Below are 16,340 nucleotides of genomic sequence, written 5' to 3' on the forward strand. Positions count from 1 at the left end.
TACAAATACCAGAGTATTTCGGGGCTGTATGTTGAGACTGGGTGAGTGTTCATCCATCACCCTGTGGCCTAGGTTCTGAATGTGAAGCTGGGTTCACCGGTGTCGGGTGAGAGCTTGTGCAACTGGCGCAGCTGCCGCAGTTCGGTCAGCAAGAGCTGGCTCAGATCGGCCATCTCGGCCAGTTTCTGTGCGGTCTGCTGGGCGTTGCGCTCGCTGCGCTGCTCGTAGAGGGCGTCGGAGCGTTCGTGCAGGGTCTGGTGCAAGGCCTCCAGACGGGCAAAACCCGGGTACTGTTCGAGCTTGAGGCGGGTGCTAGGTTTGTTCAGCCAGACCGAGAATCGGCAGCACGGGCCATCCACCACCGGTGCCGGACGTTGTGAACGGGTGGCCAGACTCATCACTTCCTTGAACCAGGCGCGGTGTTCGGTTTCGGCCAGCAGCATCGCGATGCCGCGTGAGCCCACCGACTCGGACTCGGCCCAGCTGATGGGCACAGACCACTGCGCCAGCCAGCCTGGCACCTGGGCGGCGGGCATCGGTTTGGCAATCGCATAACCTTGGCCAAATTCGCAGCCAAACTCGATCAGTGCACAACCATGGGCCACGGTTTCCACGCCTTCGGCCAGGGCAATGCGGTCAAAGTTGCGTGCTAGCCCAAGCACGCTGTTGACGATGGAGGCGTCCTCCACATCGTCGAGCATGCCGCGCACAAAACTCTGGTCAATCTTCAGGGTGTGTGCGGTCAGTTGTTTCAGAAAGGTCAGCGAGGAATAACCGGTGCCAAAGTCGTCCAGCGCACACGACAGCCCCATGCCTTGAAGTCGGGCGATCAGCGTCGAGACCTGGGTGATGTTGCCTAAAGCGCCGGTTTCCAGAATCTCCAGTTCCAGCTGCTGGGGCTGGAGGCTGGGTTGTTGGTCCAGCTGCCACTGCAGCCGGTCGGCAAATTCGGGATCCAGCAGCTGCTGGGCGTCGATGTTGACACTGACTGCGGTGTGGATGCCCTGGGCTTGCCAGCTTGCCAGCTGCGCCAGCGCGGTTTCGATCACCCAGTCGCCCAGTTTCACCGCCATCGGGTGCTGCTCTAGCAGGCCGATGAAGGCGTAGGGCGGCAGCAAACCCAGCTCGGGGTGCTGCCAGCGGATCAGGGCCTCAAAACCGACCACCTCACCCGTTTGCAGGCGCACTTTGGGCTGGTAAAACAACACAAACTCGCGGCGCAACAGGGCTTGGCCGACCTCGTCGATGCGGGTCAGGCGGGTGCGGGTGATCTCGTCCTTGACCGGGTCAAAGTGGTGATAGCGGTTTTTGCCGGCCTGTTTGGCCAGGTACATCGCCTGGCTGGCTTGGCGCAGCAGCTGCTCGGCATCGATCTGGTCACTCGGGCTCAGCTGGGCGATGCCGATGCTGGCGGTCAGGGACAGTGTCTGCACCTGGTCTGCCACCTGCATCGGCTGCGCCAGCACGACCAGCAGCTGGTCCACCAGGCGCAGGCAATCTTCGGGCTGCGCCAGATGGCTGAACATCACCGCGAACTCATCACCACCAATGTGGGCCAACAGCTGCTGGCTTTGCAAGATGCTCGAGAGCCGGTGGCTCACCGCCAGGATCAGCTGGTTGCCAATTTCGGGCCCATAAGACAGGTTCAGCGCGGCAAAGTTGTCCAGATCGATGTAGGCCACGGCCAACTGCTGTGGTGTGTTGTGTTCGGCCATGCTGGCGGCCAGCAGTTCTACAAACAGCTTGCGGTTGGGCAGGCCGGTCAGCGCGTCGTGGTGGGTGATGTAGTCGATCTGTTCGCGGTGGTTCTTTTGTTCACTGATGTCGATGGTGATGCCCGACAGCAGCAGCGGCTGGCCGGCCTCGTCGCGCTGCATTACCCGTCCCAGGGTGCGGCACCAGACCCAGTGGCCGTCTTTGTGGCACATGCGCAACTCCAGCTCGTAGCTGGGGGACTCGCCGCTCAGGTGTTGGGCCATCAGGCGTTGCTGGCGCGTTTTGTCGTCCGGATGGATCCACGAGATGTACAAGCCGTACGGGCCCTGCCGGTGTTTGAGTCCGGGGTAACCGAGCATGGCCGAGCTGCGTTCGTTGAAGCGGATGACATCGGTGCGCAGGTCCCATTCCCAGGTGCCTGCCTGGGCGGCGTCCACCGCGTTTTGCAGCTGCAGGCGTTCGGCTTCCAGGGCGGCGGTGATGGTCTGGCGTTCGGTGATGTCGTGGGCCACGCCCAAGACCCCACGCAGCTGGCCGTCGGTGTCGCGCAGCGGCACCTTGGTGGTCTCCATCAAGGCACGCTGGCCGTTGCCGGGTTGGTTCACCCATTCCTCGTAGACCAGGGGCTGCAGCGCTGCGCTGGCCACCAGGTCATGGGCGCAGAAGATATCGGCGAGTTCTTTGGGCAGCAGATGGTGGTCGGTTTTGCCGATGATGGCGCTTTTGGGCAGGCCCAGAAAACGTTCAAACGCCGGGTTGCACGACAGGTAGACCCCGGATGCGTCCTTGAGCCAGACCTGATCGGGCAGGGTGTCCACCAGGGTCTGCAAATGGGTTTCGCTGGCGGTGAGTGCCAACTCGGCCCGATGCCGGTCGGTCACATCGGTGAAGATGGCCAGGATGCTGCTGCGCCCGGCCAGGGTCATCGGCAGGCGCTCGATTTCGGCCATGAAGCGGCTGCCGTCCTTGCGCTGCGTGGTGATCACGCGTGGGGCTTTGGTGATGCCTTGCCGCATTGCCTCAAAGTCGGCGTCTATCTCCGGTAAGGTCTCGGCAGGATGGATGTCAGCCAGATCCAAGCTCAGCAGTTCCTCCAGCGGGTAACCCAGCAGCTGGCAAAACCAGGCGTTGGCAAACACAAAACGGCGGGTCACGGCATCGGCTACCACCAGCCCGGTGGGGGCATGGTCGATCACGCTGCGCAGGGTCTGCTCCAGCGGCGACATGGACCCCTGGGCCCGCCCGGCCGGACCGTTGAGCAAATACCGCCAGCGTTGCTGGCTGCTGCTCAGCGCACCCTCAAGCTGTTGGCGGGCCACTTTTTCCTGCATCAGTGACAAGGCCTGGGCCGACACCGTGCGGTACATCGCCAACACACCCTGCAACAGCACCGGTGTGGCCCCGGACTTCGTGGCTCGCGCCTGCTGGTGTGCCTGCGCCAGGCTGAGCCCGTTTGTGACGCCGAGCACCACCTGCGCCAGGTGTTTGTCGTGTTCCAGAATATGCACTGCCAGCCACTCGGTCAGGTAGGCAAACAGCTCGTCCATCAGCTCGGGCAAGGGCGTCTGGGCAGCCTGCAGCTTCACCACCTGGGCCACAAAACGCTGGTGTTCGCGCACATGCTCGTCCAAGGCGGCATGGCCTGCAAGCGTGGTCCGCCAGATGCCTTCTTCGGTGCGGAAATGGCTGTCGGCGTAGTCGGTCAGTTCCGCCAGGCTGGTGTTGAGGTCAACTGCGCTGGCGCCTTGGATATGTTGCTGGGCCAGCCGGTTGATCAGCCGCACCAGCACCTGATGCTGCTCATCGATCAGGGCAATGCCTGTTTCCAGGTGTCTGTTCCAGGGGAAGATCTCAAACATCGTCTGGTTCAGCATCAGCTGTTGCGGGTGAAAAAGACCAGGCTCATCACCAGACCGGTCACGATCACACCCCAACGTACCGCCTGCGCTGGCAAGCGTCTGGCCCAGCGCGCCCCGAGAAAACCGCCCACCGTGGCGGCCACCATCATCAGCAGGCCTTCGCGCCAGGCAATCGCACCGGCCAGCACAAAGGCCGCCACCGACAACCAGGACAACACCAGCGAATTCAGGTTTTTGAGCGCATTGGCGGTGTGGATGTGGGACTCACCGGTGACGGCGTACAAGGCCATCAGCAAAATACCCAGGCCACCGTTGAAATAACCCCCGTAAATGGCCACCAGCAGCAGACCGGGCTCGCGCCAGCGGTCCAGGTCAAGGGTGCTGCGCTGGGCCCGCCGCGCCAGGCTCGGCCCCGCAGCAAACAGCGCGGTGGCGAACAACAGCAGCCAGGGCACGATCACCGAGAACACTTTGGCCGGTGTCACCAGCAGCAAACAGGCACCGGCCACACCACCCAGCGCCGCAATGGCCATTTCACGCTGCAGGCGCCGTGGTGGCACACGGCGCAGTTCGTCCCGGAAACCCAGGGTGCTGCCGAGGTAACCCGGGCTTACCGCGAGTGCACTGGTGGCGTTGGCCATGATCGGCGGCACCCCCGCAAACACCAGCGCGGGCAGGGTCAGGAAGCTGCCACCCCCGGCCACGGCGTTGAGCACACCGGCCGCAAACGCAGCGCCAGCCAGTAGCAGGGGAATGGTCCAGACGTCCAACAACATCCCGCCATTGTCACCCGCTTGGGCACCCTTTTTGTGCGTGGTTTGGGGGTTTCAGCGCAAGTTGATCACTCAGGCGGGTACCGCAAAGCGCTGGTTCAGGTAGCCGATGATGACGGCTGAGTCCTGGATCCACTGCACCTGGCCTTTGGCATCGGTGACCTGCAGGCAGGGCACCTGGTCGCGCCCGCTACCTTGCACCAGCTCGGCTTTGTGACGGGCGTCATGCTGGGCGTCACGCTTCTCGATGGGCAGCGCCAACCGGTGCATCTCCTGACGCACCTTGAGGCAAAACGGGCAGGTCTTGAACTGGTAGAGCACCAAGCTGCGGCAGTCCTGGTCTACCTGCGCCTGTTGTGCGGGGACGCGTTGTACAGCTTGGGGGCGGCTGAGCCGCTCCCACAGCAGCATGAAAGGGCCCAGGGCAATGCGCAGGCTGCGGAAAAAGAGTCGGATCAGAGGTTTCATCAAACAAAGAGGTGGCTGTCGTTTGATCATACGGCACGCGCCCGGGTCGGGCTTTACCTGGTCTTTACACGGCGCTAACCGCTGCTTACAAACGCTGCCTAAACTGGCCACAGATCACCCAAGGAGCCACGCCATGACTGCGCCATCCCCTACCGCTGGCCTTTTGCCGCAAGCCCCCGAGATACCGACGGACCAGCTGCTGGTCGAGGTCTACACCCAAGCCGCACCTGCGGTGCAATCGGGCATGCTCTCCAAACTGGTGGGCAAGGTGTACCAAAGTGCTGCCCCTGAGGAGCGTTCTGTATTGGTTCGCCAGCTGATGCAGCCGCTGGGTATTTTGTCCTTGCTGGCGGTGGCCAACGGGGTGTTTGCCAAACTGCGGCTGCAGGGTGGACTGTCGGGCTGGTCGACCCGGCTCGACGAGGTGCAGGTGGACGATGTGGTGGAGCTGGCCAGTTTTGTGCAACAGGTCAGCGGCCAGGCCTTGCACAGCCTGGCCCAGTGGCTCAGTGGCTCACCGGTGCTGCTGAGCTCGGCCGCTGCGGTGATGCTGGTCAATCTGCTGCTGGACCGTGCCACGCCAGAGCAGGAGGCTGAGTTGTTACTCTGAAAATACGGGAAAATGGGCCTCTAGCCCTTTTGATCAAAGGGCTGATAGCTCTTAAAACTATAGTTCAAAAATCTTCCCCGGGTTCAGGATGTTGTCCGGGTCCAGTGCGGTTTTGATGGCGCGCATCATGGCCACCGCGCCTGCGCCAGCCTCTTCCACCAGAAAACCCATCTTGTGCAGGCCCACACCGTGTTCACCGGTGCAGGTGCCACCCAGGGCCAGCGCCCTGCGCACCAGTTGGTGGTTAAGCTGCTCAGCCGTGGCCCGCTCCTCGGGGCTGTTGGGGTCGATCAGGTAGCCCATGTGGAAGTTGCCATCACCGACGTGGCCAACCATGAAGTACGTGATGCCGCTGGCCTGCGTCTCCAGCACCGAGTCCAGCAAGGCGTCGGCCAACCGCGAGATCGGCACACAGGCGTCGGTCGAGATGACTTTGCAGCCCGGACGCGACTGCACCCCGGCAAAGTAGGCGTTGTGCCGCGCGGTCCAGAGCCGGGTGCGTTCTTCGGGCGTGTGTGCCCATTCAAAGGTGTCGCCACCAAACTCGGCGGCAATCGCCTGTACGGTTTCCACCTGCTCCTGCACCCCGGCCGGTGAGCCGTGGAACTCCATCAGCAGCAAGGCACTCTCGGGCAGGCTCAGTTTGGAATGGGTGTTGACCATGCGCACGGTGACGGCATCGAGCAGCTCACAACGCGCAATCGGCACCCCCATCTGGATGATCTGGATGGTGGCATTGACGGCCTCGGCCAGGCTAGCAAAGCTGCAGGTGGCGGCCATCACCGCTTCGGGCAGCGGGTAGAGCTTGAGGGTGATCTCGGTCAGGATGCCCAGCGTGCCCTCGCTGCCCACCATCAGGCGTGTCAGGTCGTAACCGGCGCTGCTTTTTTTGGCGCGGGTGCCGGTGTGGATCAACTCGCCACTGGCGGTGACCACGTCGAGCGCCAGCACGTTCTCACGCATGGTGCCGTAACGCACGGCGTTGGTGCCGCTGGCGCGGGTGGCACACATGCCGCCGATGCTGGCGTCGGCACCGGGGTCAATCGGGAAAAACAGGCCGGTGGATTTGACGGCCTCGTTCAGCGCCTTGCGCGTCACGCCGGGTTGCACCGTCACCGTCAGGTCCTCAGCGTGGATGGCCAGCACCTGGTTCATGCGGCCCACATCAATGCTGATGCCACCCTGCACCGCCAGCAGATGCCCCTCGACCGACGAGCCTGCGCCAAACGGGATCACCGGCACCTTGTATTGCGCGGCCAGCTTCACCGCGTCACACACATCCTGGGCCGATTCGGCAAACACCACCGCGTCGGGCGGTGGCACGCTGAAAGAGGATTCGTCGCGCCCGTGCTGTTCACGCACCACCTGGGCCAGTGACAGCTGTTGGCCAAAGCGCTGGGACAGGGCTTCGATCAAGGCGCCGGGTACCGGTCGGGTTTGGACAACAGGGCGCAGGTGGTCGCTCGTCAGGGATGCGTTCATGGGGTCTCCGTGGTGGAGGGCGATTATCGGCAATCGCCGCCGCATGTGGCGTGGGCGACAATCCGACGGCAGCCGTTGGGCGCTGTTTTTCCGGATGTCAAAGGTCTTGTCCCCATGGAGATGCAACACGCCCTGGCCCAGGAGTGGGCCACCCTGCAAAACCACCACGAAGCGCAAGAGCGCAACGCCTTGGGTCTCAAGCTGCTGGCCGTGCTGCTGGTGGCGGGTAGCTGGATGACCGGGCTGGAGCCGCTGCTGGCGGCGGCCCTGGTGTTGGTTTTGTGGTTGCAGGAAGCCATTTTGAAAACCTGGCAACACCGGCTGGCCGAGCGGCTGCTGGTGATCGAGAGGCTGTTCACACAGGGCCCGCAGGGCGCACACGCAGCGTTTCAGCTGCATACACAGTGGCTGGCCCAACGCCCCGGTCTGGGCGGCCTGCTGGCCGAATATGGCCGCAGCGCCCTGCGCCCGACGGTGGCCTTCCCGTATGCCGTGCTGTGTTTGTTGGCGCTGCTGGTGTAAGGCTTTTGCACTGCTGGCGCTAGGGCCATTGGTCAGGCCCTGTGCCGCTGGGGCCCTGCTCCAGGATAATCGATAGCTATTTTTATCATAGCAAGGTAGCCATCATGGGCCAGAGACTCACTCAAATCGCCACCCGAACCGGTGACAACGGCAGCACCGGCCTGGGCGACAACACCCGCGTGTCCAAAAACAGCCTGCGTATCCATGCCATGGGTGACGTGGATGAGCTCAACTCCCACATCGGCCTGCTGCTGTGTGAGCCGATGCCAGACGCGGTGCGTGAGCTGCTGGTCAGCATCCAGCACCAGTTGTTTAACCTGGGCGGTGAGTTGTCGATCCCCGGTTATGAGTTGCTCAAGCTCGATGCGGTGCTGGCACTTGAAGAAGCCCTGGCCCATTTCAACGCGCAGCTGCCCACACTGCAGGAGTTCATCTTGCCCGCAGGCAGCCGTGCCGCTGCGCAAGCGCATGTGTGCCGCACCGTGGCGCGCCGGGCCGAACGTGTGGTGGTGGCGCTGGCCAACCAGGACGCCCTCAAACCCACACCACAGCAGTACCTCAACCGCCTGTCGGACCTGATGTTTGTGCTGGCGCGGGTGCTCAACCGTTACCGGCCCGATGGCAGCCCGGGTGACGACGTTTATTGGCGCAGTGAACGCTTGAAACAGTCCACAGCGGACTGATCCTCACGCCATCTTTACCAGAACTTTGCAGGGCACTTTACATGCCCGACATCCCTGACATAAGCCTGATTTATCATGGGCTATGAACTTTTTGCGCCCGCCTTTCCTCACCACCAGCGCCTTGTCTGCGCTGGCTGTTCTGGCCCTCGTGGGCTGTTCTGACAAAGCCGCCATCCCCGCGTCCGCCACCGCAGCAGCAGCGGCCAGCGCCCCGGCAGGGCCCCCCGCACCTGCAGCCAGTGCGGCGGCGCCCCCGGTGTCGGTGAGCATCGTGCATGCCAAACAGCGTGACATGGCGGTCAAGCTCAACGCCACCGGCACGGTGGTACCCCTCACCAGTGTGGATGTGCGCTCCCAGGTCACCAGCACCATCCGTGAGGTGCATTTCAAGGAAGGCCAATTTGTCAAAGCCGGGCAACTCTTGTTCACGCTGGATGCCCGTACCGACGAGGCCAATGCCGCCAAGGCCCGTGCTCAGCTGGCCAAAGACCAGGCCAGTCTGGCAGAAGCCCGGCGCCAGTGGGAACGGTCCAAGCAGCTGCTGGCGCAGAACTTTGTCTCGCAGGGTGCGGTAGATACCGCCCAGGCGCAGGTGGACACCTGGATCGCCACCGTGGCGGCTGACCAAGCTGCCATTGCGGCCAGTAATGTGGCGCTGTCGTATGGCCGGATCACCGCCCCCAACAGCGGTCGCGCCGGTGCGGTCAATGTGTTTGCCGGCAGTGCGGTGCTGGCCAACCAGACCGCGTTGGTTACCATCACCCAGCTCGACCCGATTGGTGTGGCCTTCAGCATCTCGCAACGCGACTTGTCCAACGCCTTGACGGCGCTTCAGGGTGGTGGTGCCAAGGTGACAGCCACCCTGGCCGACGGCGGTGGCAGCTTTGAGGGGCGGCTGCAGTTTCTGGACAACCTGGTCGACGCCAACTCTGGCACGGTCAAGGCCAAGGCGGTGTTTGCCAACCCGGCCAGCAAGCTCTGGCCGGGCGCTTTTGTCGAGGTGCAGCAAACCGTCACCACCCTCAAAGACGTGGTGGTGTTGCCACAGGCCAGCCTGATCCAGGGCCCGCGCGGGACCATCGTGTATGTGATCGAAGACGGTGTGGCGCAGCCGCGCCCGGTCAAGCTCTTGCATGCCGAGGGCGGAGACGCAGCGGTCAGCGGTGTTCAGCCCGGTGAAGCCGTGGCCATGGATGGCCGCCAGAACTTGCGGCCCCAGGCCCGGGTGGTGGTGCGTGCGCCCGCTGCTGCGGCCTCGGGTGCTGGCAAAGGCCAGGGCAAGGGGGGCGGCAACAGCGCTCCGGCCAAGACGGCGAGCCAGCCATGAACCTGTCGGAGTTGTTCATTCGCCGTCCAGTGATGACGGTGTTGCTGAATCTGGCCATTGTGCTGGCCGGGGTCATCGCGTTCAGAAGCATCCCGATTGCCGCGCTGCCCAGTTACGACACACCGGTGATCAGTGTCAGTGCCAGCCTGCCGGGCGCCAGCCCCGAGACCATGGCGATCTCGGTGGCCTTGCCATTGGAAAAGCAGTTTCAGACGGTGCCGGGCTTGACCACCATCAGCTCCACGAGCACCTTGGGCAGCACCTCACTCACGCTCGAATTTGACGAGAGCCGCAACATCGACGCGGCGGCGGTGGATGTGCAGGCGGCGCTGCTGCGTGCGCAGCGGGCGCTGCCGGTCGAAATGACCACCTTGCCCTCGTACCGCAAGGTGAACCCGGCCGATGCGCCGGTGCTGCTGATCGCTTTGCAATCCCCCTCGCTGGCACCGGCGGATTTACAGGACTATGCCGAACATCTGATCACCCCCACGCTGGCGACCTTGCCCGGTGTCGCGCAGGTGAATATTTTTGGCGCCAAACGTTACGCGGTGCGGGTGCGGGTGCAGCCAGATGCGCTGGCGGCGCGCAACCTCGGTCTGGATGAACTCAGTGCGGCACTCAAGGCGGCCAACGTCAACACCCCGGTGGGCACCCTGGAAGGTCCGCGCCAGACCCTGGTGTTGCAGGCCAACAGGCAATTGAAAAATGCGGCCGAATTTGGTGAACTGATCGTCAGCACGCGCGGCGGCAACCCGGTGCGGCTCAAGGACGTGGCCAGTGTCGAAGACAGCCTGGAAAGCCTGAAAAGCTGGGCCACGTTCAACGGTGAACCAACCACCACCCTGGCGGTGCAGCGCCAGCCTGGTGCCAACACGGTGCAGGTGGTGGATGCGGTGCGTGCGGCCTTGCCGGCCTTGCAGGCGCAGCTGCCCCAGTCGGTGACGCTCACCCCCATCAATGACCGCTCCTTGTCGGTGCGTGAGGCCTTGCACGATGTGACGCTGACCCTGCTGGGCACGATTGTGCTGGTGGTGCTGGTGATCTTTTTGTTCCTGCGCCGTTTTGTCGCCACGGTGATCCCGGCGCTGTCCTTGCCGGTGTCGCTGATTGGTGCGGTGTCGCTGTTGTGGGGCCTGTCCTACAGCCTGGACAACATCTCGCTGCTGGGCCTCACCTTGGCGGTGGGCCTGGTGGTGGACGACGCGATTGTGGTGCTCGAGAACATCATCCGCCACGTCGAGCGGGGTGAGAACCCGTTCCAGGCTGCGTTGCGCGGCGCACGCGAGGTGGGTTTCACCATCATCTCGATCTCGGTCTCGCTGATTGCGGTGTTCATCCCGATCTTTTTCATGCCCGGGGTGATTGGTCTCTTGTTCCACGAGTTTGCGGTGGTGGTGGGCCTGTCGATTGTGGTGTCGGCTTTTGTCTCGCTGACCCTGGTGCCGATGCTGGCCAGCCGTTTCCTGAGTGATGAGGCGCACAAAAAGCCGCCTGGCGCGTTGGTGCGGCTGTTTGAGCGGGGGTTTGACCAGATGCTGGCGTTTTACACCCGCTGGCTGGATCGCGCGCTGGCGCACCGGGTGCTGGTGCTGGGTGTGGCCACCGCCACCATCGTGGCCACGGTGGTCTTGGCGATGCTGATTCCCAAAGGTTTTTTCCCCGAAGAGGACCTGGGCCAGATGTCGGTCAGCACCGAGGCTGGTGAAGACACCTCGTTCACCGCGATGGTGCAGCTGCAGGAGCGTGTGGCCGAGATCATCCGGCAAGACCCGGCGGTGGCCGCAGTCAGCTCCTTCAACGGTGGCAGCGGCGCCCAAAACACCGGTCGCATGTTCATCAGCCTCAAGCCGCTGGGCCAGCGCCCACCGATGAAACAGGTGGTGGAAGGGCTGCGCAAAAAGGTCAATGCGGTGCCCGGCATCAAGATCTTTATCCGGCCCACTCAGAACCTGCAGCTCGGCGGGCGCCAGAGTAAGGCGCAGTTCCAGTACATCCTGCAAAGTGTGCGCGCCGATGAACTCAACGACTGGGCCAACAAGCTGCAGGACCGCCTGCGCACCGACCCGATGTTCCGCGATGTGACCAGCGACGCGCAGTTGCGTGCGCTGCAGGCCCAGCTCAAGATCGACCGCGACCGCGCCAACGCACTCGGTGTGTCGATGGACGCGGTGCGCAGCGCGCTCTACAGCGCGTTTGGGGAACGCCAGGTCTCCACCATCTACCTGCCGACCGACACCTACCAGGTGATTCTGGAGGTCACGCCTGAGGACAAACAGGATGAGAGCGCGATTGCCAAGCTGTATGTGCGCTCCTCCACCGGTGCGCTGGTGCCGCTGTCGAGTTTCACCACCGTGGTGCGCACGGTGGGGCCGACCTCGATCAACCACGTGGGGCAACTGCAGGCGGTCACCGTGTCGTTTAACCTGGCCCCCGGTGTGGCGCTGGGCGATGCCACCGCGGGCATTGATGCCGCGCGTGAGGCGATCCAGATGCCCGCCTCGATCATCAGCAGTTATGGCGGTGATGCGGCGGTGTTCAAAAGCTCACAAGGCAGCCAGCTGGTGCTGATTCTGGCCGCGCTGCTGGTGATTTATGTGCTGCTGGGGGTGCTGTACGAGAGCTACATCCACCCGCTGACCATCCTGGCCGGTCTGCCGTCGGCCGCGGTGGGTGCGCTGGCCACTTTGATGCTGTTTGGCCAGGACCTGACCTTGATTGCCACCATCGGCATCGTGCTCTTGATCGGTATCGTGAAGAAGAACGCCATCATGATGATCGACTTTGCGCTGGACGCCCAGCGCCACCAGGGCATGGACCCGGTGCATGCGATCCGCGAGGCCTGCATCCTGCGGTTCCGGCCGATCATGATGACCACCATGGCGGCGCTGATGGGGGCCTTGCCGATTGCGCTGGGTATTGGCGCTGGGGCCGAGCTGCGCCAGCCGCTGGGTCTGGCGGTGGTCGGTGGGCTGGTGTTTTCGCAGGCGATCACCCTGTTCATCACCCCGGTGATCTACCTGACGCTGGAGCGCTTCAGCGGCCGTGGCCCGGTGCTCACCCCCGAGGTGCCTGTGGGGCAGGACAACGCGACGGGTGGTGTGGCTTGAGGGTTGCCTGGGGTTTGTCAAAAAGAATAGCTGTCAGACCTGATTCCAAAAGGGCTGGAAGCCTAAAAGGCTTGTAATCCGTAGGTGCTAGCCTGGTGCTGTGTGTCAGGCCAGCTCGGCCCAGGCAGCGTCGGCTTGCCAGGCTGATGCCCAGGCCTGCAACTGCGCAGCAGGCATCGGCCGGGCAATGCCATACCCCTGGGCCAGCTCGCAGCCCAGATGCAGCAGCGCGGTGCCATGCGCCACGGTCTCGACACCTTCGGCAATCACCTGGCGTTTGAAGGCCGCAGCCAGGCCGATCACACCTTGCAGGATGGCCAGGTCGTCCGGGTCCTCCAGCATGTCACGCACAAAACTCTGGTCGATCTTGAGGATGTTGACATGCAGGCGCTTGAGGTAGGTGAGGGATGAGTAGCCGGTGCCAAAGTCGTCCAGCGCAAACATCACCCCAAAACGCGCACAGTCTTCGATGACCTGCGAGACCAGCGCCATGTCTGACAAGGCGCTGGTTTCCAGCACCTCGATCTGCAGGTTGGCCGGGTTGACCTTGGGGTGTTTGGCCAGCAGGAACTGCAGGCGCTCCACAAAATCGCCCTGTTGCAACTGGCGTGCACCCACGTTCACGCTGACTTGGCGCAGGTCCAGCCCGCTCTCGTGCCAGCGCTCGATCTGGGTCAAGGTGGTGTCAATCACCCATTCACCCACCGCCACGGCCAGCGGGTGGTCTTCGATCACCGGCAAAAACGCGGCAGGTGCCAGCAGGCCCTTTTCAGGGTGTTGCCAGCGGATCAGCGCCTCCACCCCAATGACCTGACCACAGCGCATGTTGACCTTGGGCTGGTAGTACAAGACGAACTCGTCCTGTGCCAGTGCCAGGCGGATGCGTTCCAGGCTCTCGTGGTGGCCGCGAATGGAGGTGTCCTGCGCTGCATCGAAGATGTGGTAACGGTTTTTGCCCGCCACTTTGGCCTGGTACATGGCCTGGTCGGCCTGTCGCAAAAGCTGGTCCGCATCAATCTCCTGGGCCTGTGGGAAAAAGGTGACACCCAGGCTGGCGGAGGCTTGCAGCAGTAACTCGCCGAGATACACCGGTGCGGCCGCAGCCTCCAGCAAGCGGGTCAACATCGGCACGCAGTTGGCCAGGTTGTCCAGGTCACTGAGCACCGCGACAAACTCGTCACCCCCAATGCGCGCCAGCGTATCCCCCTCGCGCAGAGCGTCTTTCATGGCTTTGGCCAGCGAGATCAGCAGCTGGTCACCGATGCCGTGTCCGTGGCGGTCATTGATGTTCTTGAAACCATCCAGGTCCAGGAAAACCACCGCCAGCTGTTGCCCGCGCCGCTGGGCCTGTGCCATCGCCAACTGCAGGCGGTCCGCCAGCAGCACACGGTTGGGCAGGTTGGTCAAGGCGTCAAAATGGGCAATGTGCTCCAACTGGCTTTGCTGCAACTTGCGATCGGTGATGTCGGTGAACGTCACTACCACCTGCAACAGGTTTTGCTCGGCATCGCGCAGCGGGAAGGCGCTGCACAGTGCCCAATTTGGCTCAGCATGACCGACATGGTGCACGCCCACCACATAGTTATTGAGCGACTCCCCCGATGCCAGCACCCGGTTGACCGGGTAGTCCTGCGATGACATGGGGGTGCCGTCTTCCTGCAGCAGTTGCCAGTCCTGTGCCTGGGCGGACCAGCTCGCTGTCTGATCCTGCGTCAGCCTGAACAGCGTGGCGGCCGTGGCGTTGGCATAGAGGATCGATCGGTCGGGGTTGTGCACCACCACGCCCGATGACAGGTGGTCCAGCAGGGAGCGGTACCTTTGTTCACTGAGCCGCAGCGCCAGCTCGGCCTGGTAACTTTCGGTGACATCGCTGAAGACCAGCACTACCCCCACGATCTCGCCAGCGGCGTTGCGGATCGGCGCAGCACTGTCCGCAATCTGGTATTCCTGTCCGTCGCGTGCCAGCAGCACGGTGTGGTTGGCCAGATCAATCACGTGGCCTAGTGCCATGACCAGTTGCACCGGGTCGGGCACCGTCAGGCGTGTCTCAGCGTTGATGATCTTGAAGACCTCCGCCAGTGGCCGGTTGATCGCGTCAGCCAGTGGCCAACCGGTGAGCTGCTCGGCGGTCGGGTTCATGCGGGTGATGCAGCCCGCCGGGTCGGTGGCGATGACAGCGTCCCCAATGGACCGCAAGGTGATAGCGAGGTTCTGCTCACTTTCCTGCAGTGCCTTTTGTGCCTGCACGCGCTCATGCACGTCGTAGATGATGGAAAACAGCAAGCTGCGTCCCTGTGTTTCGATCGGTGTTGAATGAACCTCCACGTCGCGTGTCTCTCCGGACGCCAACTGGTGCGAAAAAAGGAAGTAATTGCGTTTGCTGTTCAAGACACTTTGTCTCTGCACGGCGACCACTTCCGCTGGTAAGGTGTTGATGGCGCTGATGTTCAAGCCCACCAGTTGCTGGCTCGAATAGCCGTAATAGTCAAGCGCCGCCGCATTGGCGTCCACGATGTCGCCTGAGGCCGGTTCGATCAGCAGCATCACCGATGAGTTTTTTTCAAACAGCTGCCTGAAACGCGCCTCGCTTTGCACCAGGGCTTTTTCGCGCCTGGCCGAGGATTCCAGCAACAGGTTGAAGCCACCAATCAACTCGCCGATTTCGTCCGGGCGCTGCACCGGCAGCATCTGTACGGGCTGGTCACTGCGGGTCTGGTGAAGCAGTGATCGGCTTGCCGACAACAGGGGGGCGAGTTGATGCTGCAACAGCCGGCTGATCAGCCACCAGGTCAGCACACCGGCCAGCGCCGTCAAAACCGCCGCGTTGAGAAACAGCCGCTGCAGCATGTCATCAATCGGTGCAAAAGCCTCTTTTGCAGGCAAGGTGGCCACCACGATCCAGTTGGCCGAAGGAATGGCCTTGGCGGCTGACAGTTCCAGCACCCCGCGTGAGCTGACGGCCACCCCGTAACCCTCAAAACCCTGCATGTAGCGGTCATGCATGGTATTGAGTGCCGGTGCTGGAGAGGGCTGCATGACCCGGGTTTTGTCCGACGCCGTGATGATCAGCTGGTGTTGCCGGGCGATCAGCAGGTAGCTGCCGGTCTTGCCGTAGCGGGTCTGGGCGATCTGGTCGAGGAAGTTGGGTTGACCCAGGTTGATGGTGCCTACCAGCGCCCCGACGGGTTTGCCGTCACTGGCCAGAATGGGGGCGGTGATGCTGAAGAGCGGTGCCCCCAGCTTCTTGCCCATGGCGGGTTTGCCAATCACCGTTTTGCCTTCTCTCAGTGGGATGGACACCGACTCCCGGTCCATGTAGTTGGTGCCAACCCGACCGGCGGAGTGGGGCACATCGGCCACCGCCACCCCATCCAGCCCTGTGACAAAAACACCTCCGTTGAACAGGAGCTGCAGCAGGGGGCGCTGTTGCAACATGGCCTGCAAGGCCGATGGCTTGGCCAGAAGCTTGGGGCTGATGCCTTTGGCAATGGTTTCCAGTGCCTGCTGGCGATTTTTCAGGTGTTCATTGATTTCGCGTGCGATGGCGGACACGGTGGAGAACTGTTGTTCACCCATCACCTGTTGCATATCGGTGCGCAACATCCGGCTGGCATACAAGGCCAGGGACCAGATGCTGACCACAAAGAGCAACAGTGTGAGCACGGTCACCCGGGTCTTGAGTGAGCGCCACTGAAAAAACTTCAGGCCCATAAGTGGCATTGCCCTCCAAAAAGTGCAGATGCGAGGCAAGCTACCTGATCAGATGCGTCGGCTCTGGTGCGCGGTGGCAAGG

General features: G+C 62.9%; 10 protein-coding genes. 5 read left to right on the top strand and 5 right to left on the bottom strand.

Features of this window, described 5'->3' with window-relative positions:
• Positions 1-68: 68 nt before the first annotated feature.
• From KKO72_RS01875 to KKO72_RS01885, 3 genes are all read right to left on the bottom strand, one after another.
• Positions 69-3,590 (bottom strand): bacteriohemerythrin, encoded by a 3,522-nt coding sequence (locus tag KKO72_RS01875; protein ID WP_214934904.1) that lies wholly within the window; start codon positions 3,588-3,590, stop codon positions 69-71.
• Entirely contained in the window at positions 3,590-4,351 is a 762-nt protein-coding gene (locus KKO72_RS01880) for a sulfite exporter TauE/SafE family protein (RefSeq protein WP_214934905.1), read from the bottom strand. Before KKO72_RS01880 ends, KKO72_RS01875 begins: the two co-directional genes overlap by 1 nt.
• Positions 4,352-4,420: 69 nt before the next feature.
• Positions 4,421-4,816 carry a glutathione S-transferase N-terminal domain-containing protein gene (locus KKO72_RS01885; RefSeq protein ID WP_214934907.1) on the bottom strand — a complete coding sequence of 132 codons (396 nt, stop codon included), beginning with the start codon at positions 4,814-4,816 and terminating at the stop codon, positions 4,421-4,423.
• A gap of 133 nt (positions 4,817-4,949) precedes the next feature.
• Between KKO72_RS01885 and KKO72_RS01890 the strand changes: the two genes are divergently transcribed.
• Positions 4,950-5,426, top strand: a complete 477-nt coding sequence (locus KKO72_RS01890) for a hypothetical protein (RefSeq protein ID WP_214934909.1) — start codon at positions 4,950-4,952, stop codon at positions 5,424-5,426.
• A gap of 57 nt (positions 5,427-5,483) precedes the next feature.
• Here the strand turns inward: KKO72_RS01890 and KKO72_RS01895 are convergent, their stop codons facing one another.
• Complete coding sequence (locus tag KKO72_RS01895) at positions 5,484-6,908, bottom strand: FAD-binding oxidoreductase (protein WP_214934911.1); 1,425 nt, start codon at positions 6,906-6,908, stop codon at positions 5,484-5,486.
• 114 nt (positions 6,909-7,022) lie between these two features.
• Here KKO72_RS01895 and KKO72_RS01900 point away from each other — a divergent pair, with 114 nt between their 5' ends.
• The 4 genes from KKO72_RS01900 (at position 7,023) to KKO72_RS01915 (ending at position 12,547) form a co-directional block, all read left to right on the top strand.
• The gene (locus KKO72_RS01900; RefSeq protein ID WP_214934913.1) at positions 7,023-7,430 is read left to right on the top strand and encodes a hypothetical protein; all 408 of its coding nucleotides are present in this window, start codon (positions 7,023-7,025) and stop codon (positions 7,428-7,430) included.
• A gap of 104 nt (positions 7,431-7,534) precedes the next feature.
• Positions 7,535-8,113, top strand: a complete 579-nt coding sequence (locus KKO72_RS01905; RefSeq protein WP_214934915.1) for a cob(I)yrinic acid a,c-diamide adenosyltransferase — start codon at positions 7,535-7,537, stop codon at positions 8,111-8,113.
• An 82-nt stretch (positions 8,114-8,195) separates the two neighbouring features.
• Positions 8,196-9,440: an efflux RND transporter periplasmic adaptor subunit gene (locus tag KKO72_RS01910; RefSeq protein WP_214934917.1), complete on the top strand. Its 1,245-nt coding sequence runs from the start codon at positions 8,196-8,198 to the stop codon at positions 9,438-9,440.
• Positions 9,437-12,547 (top strand): efflux RND transporter permease subunit, encoded by a 3,111-nt coding sequence (locus KKO72_RS01915; protein ID WP_214934918.1) that lies wholly within the window; start codon positions 9,437-9,439, stop codon positions 12,545-12,547. Before KKO72_RS01910 ends, KKO72_RS01915 begins: the two co-directional genes overlap by 4 nt.
• A gap of 105 nt (positions 12,548-12,652) precedes the next feature.
• On the opposite strand, the gene KKO72_RS01920 is transcribed toward KKO72_RS01915, so the two are convergent.
• Positions 12,653-16,258: an EAL domain-containing protein gene (locus tag KKO72_RS01920; RefSeq protein WP_214934920.1), complete on the bottom strand. Its 3,606-nt coding sequence runs from the start codon at positions 16,256-16,258 to the stop codon at positions 12,653-12,655.
• Positions 16,259-16,340 lie beyond the last annotated feature (82 nt).

It is taken from the genome of Rhodoferax sp. U11-2br, from assembly GCF_018619435.1.
Classification (GTDB): domain Bacteria; phylum Pseudomonadota; class Gammaproteobacteria; order Burkholderiales; family Burkholderiaceae_C; genus Rhodoferax.

Excerpts from the sequence above, each read along its gene's own strand:
- KKO72_RS01875 (WP_214934904.1), bottom strand. The coding sequence starts at position 3,590 with ATGCTGAACCAGACGATGTTTGAGATCTTCCCCTGGAACAGACACCTG.
- KKO72_RS01880 (WP_214934905.1), bottom strand. The coding sequence starts at position 4,351 with ATGTTGTTGGACGTCTGGACCATTCCCCTGCTACTGGCTGGCGCTGCG.
- KKO72_RS01885 (WP_214934907.1), bottom strand. The coding sequence starts at position 4,816 with ATGAAACCTCTGATCCGACTCTTTTTCCGCAGCCTGCGCATTGCCCTG.
- KKO72_RS01890 (WP_214934909.1), top strand. The coding sequence starts at position 4,950 with ATGACTGCGCCATCCCCTACCGCTGGCCTTTTGCCGCAAGCCCCCGAG.
- KKO72_RS01895 (WP_214934911.1), bottom strand. The coding sequence starts at position 6,908 with ATGAACGCATCCCTGACGAGCGACCACCTGCGCCCTGTTGTCCAAACC.
- KKO72_RS01900 (WP_214934913.1), top strand. The coding sequence starts at position 7,023 with ATGGAGATGCAACACGCCCTGGCCCAGGAGTGGGCCACCCTGCAAAAC.
- KKO72_RS01905 (WP_214934915.1), top strand. The coding sequence starts at position 7,535 with ATGGGCCAGAGACTCACTCAAATCGCCACCCGAACCGGTGACAACGGC.
- KKO72_RS01910 (WP_214934917.1), top strand. The coding sequence starts at position 8,196 with ATGAACTTTTTGCGCCCGCCTTTCCTCACCACCAGCGCCTTGTCTGCG.
- KKO72_RS01915 (WP_214934918.1), top strand. The coding sequence starts at position 9,437 with ATGAACCTGTCGGAGTTGTTCATTCGCCGTCCAGTGATGACGGTGTTG.
- KKO72_RS01920 (WP_214934920.1), bottom strand. The coding sequence starts at position 16,258 with ATGGGCCTGAAGTTTTTTCAGTGGCGCTCACTCAAGACCCGGGTGACC.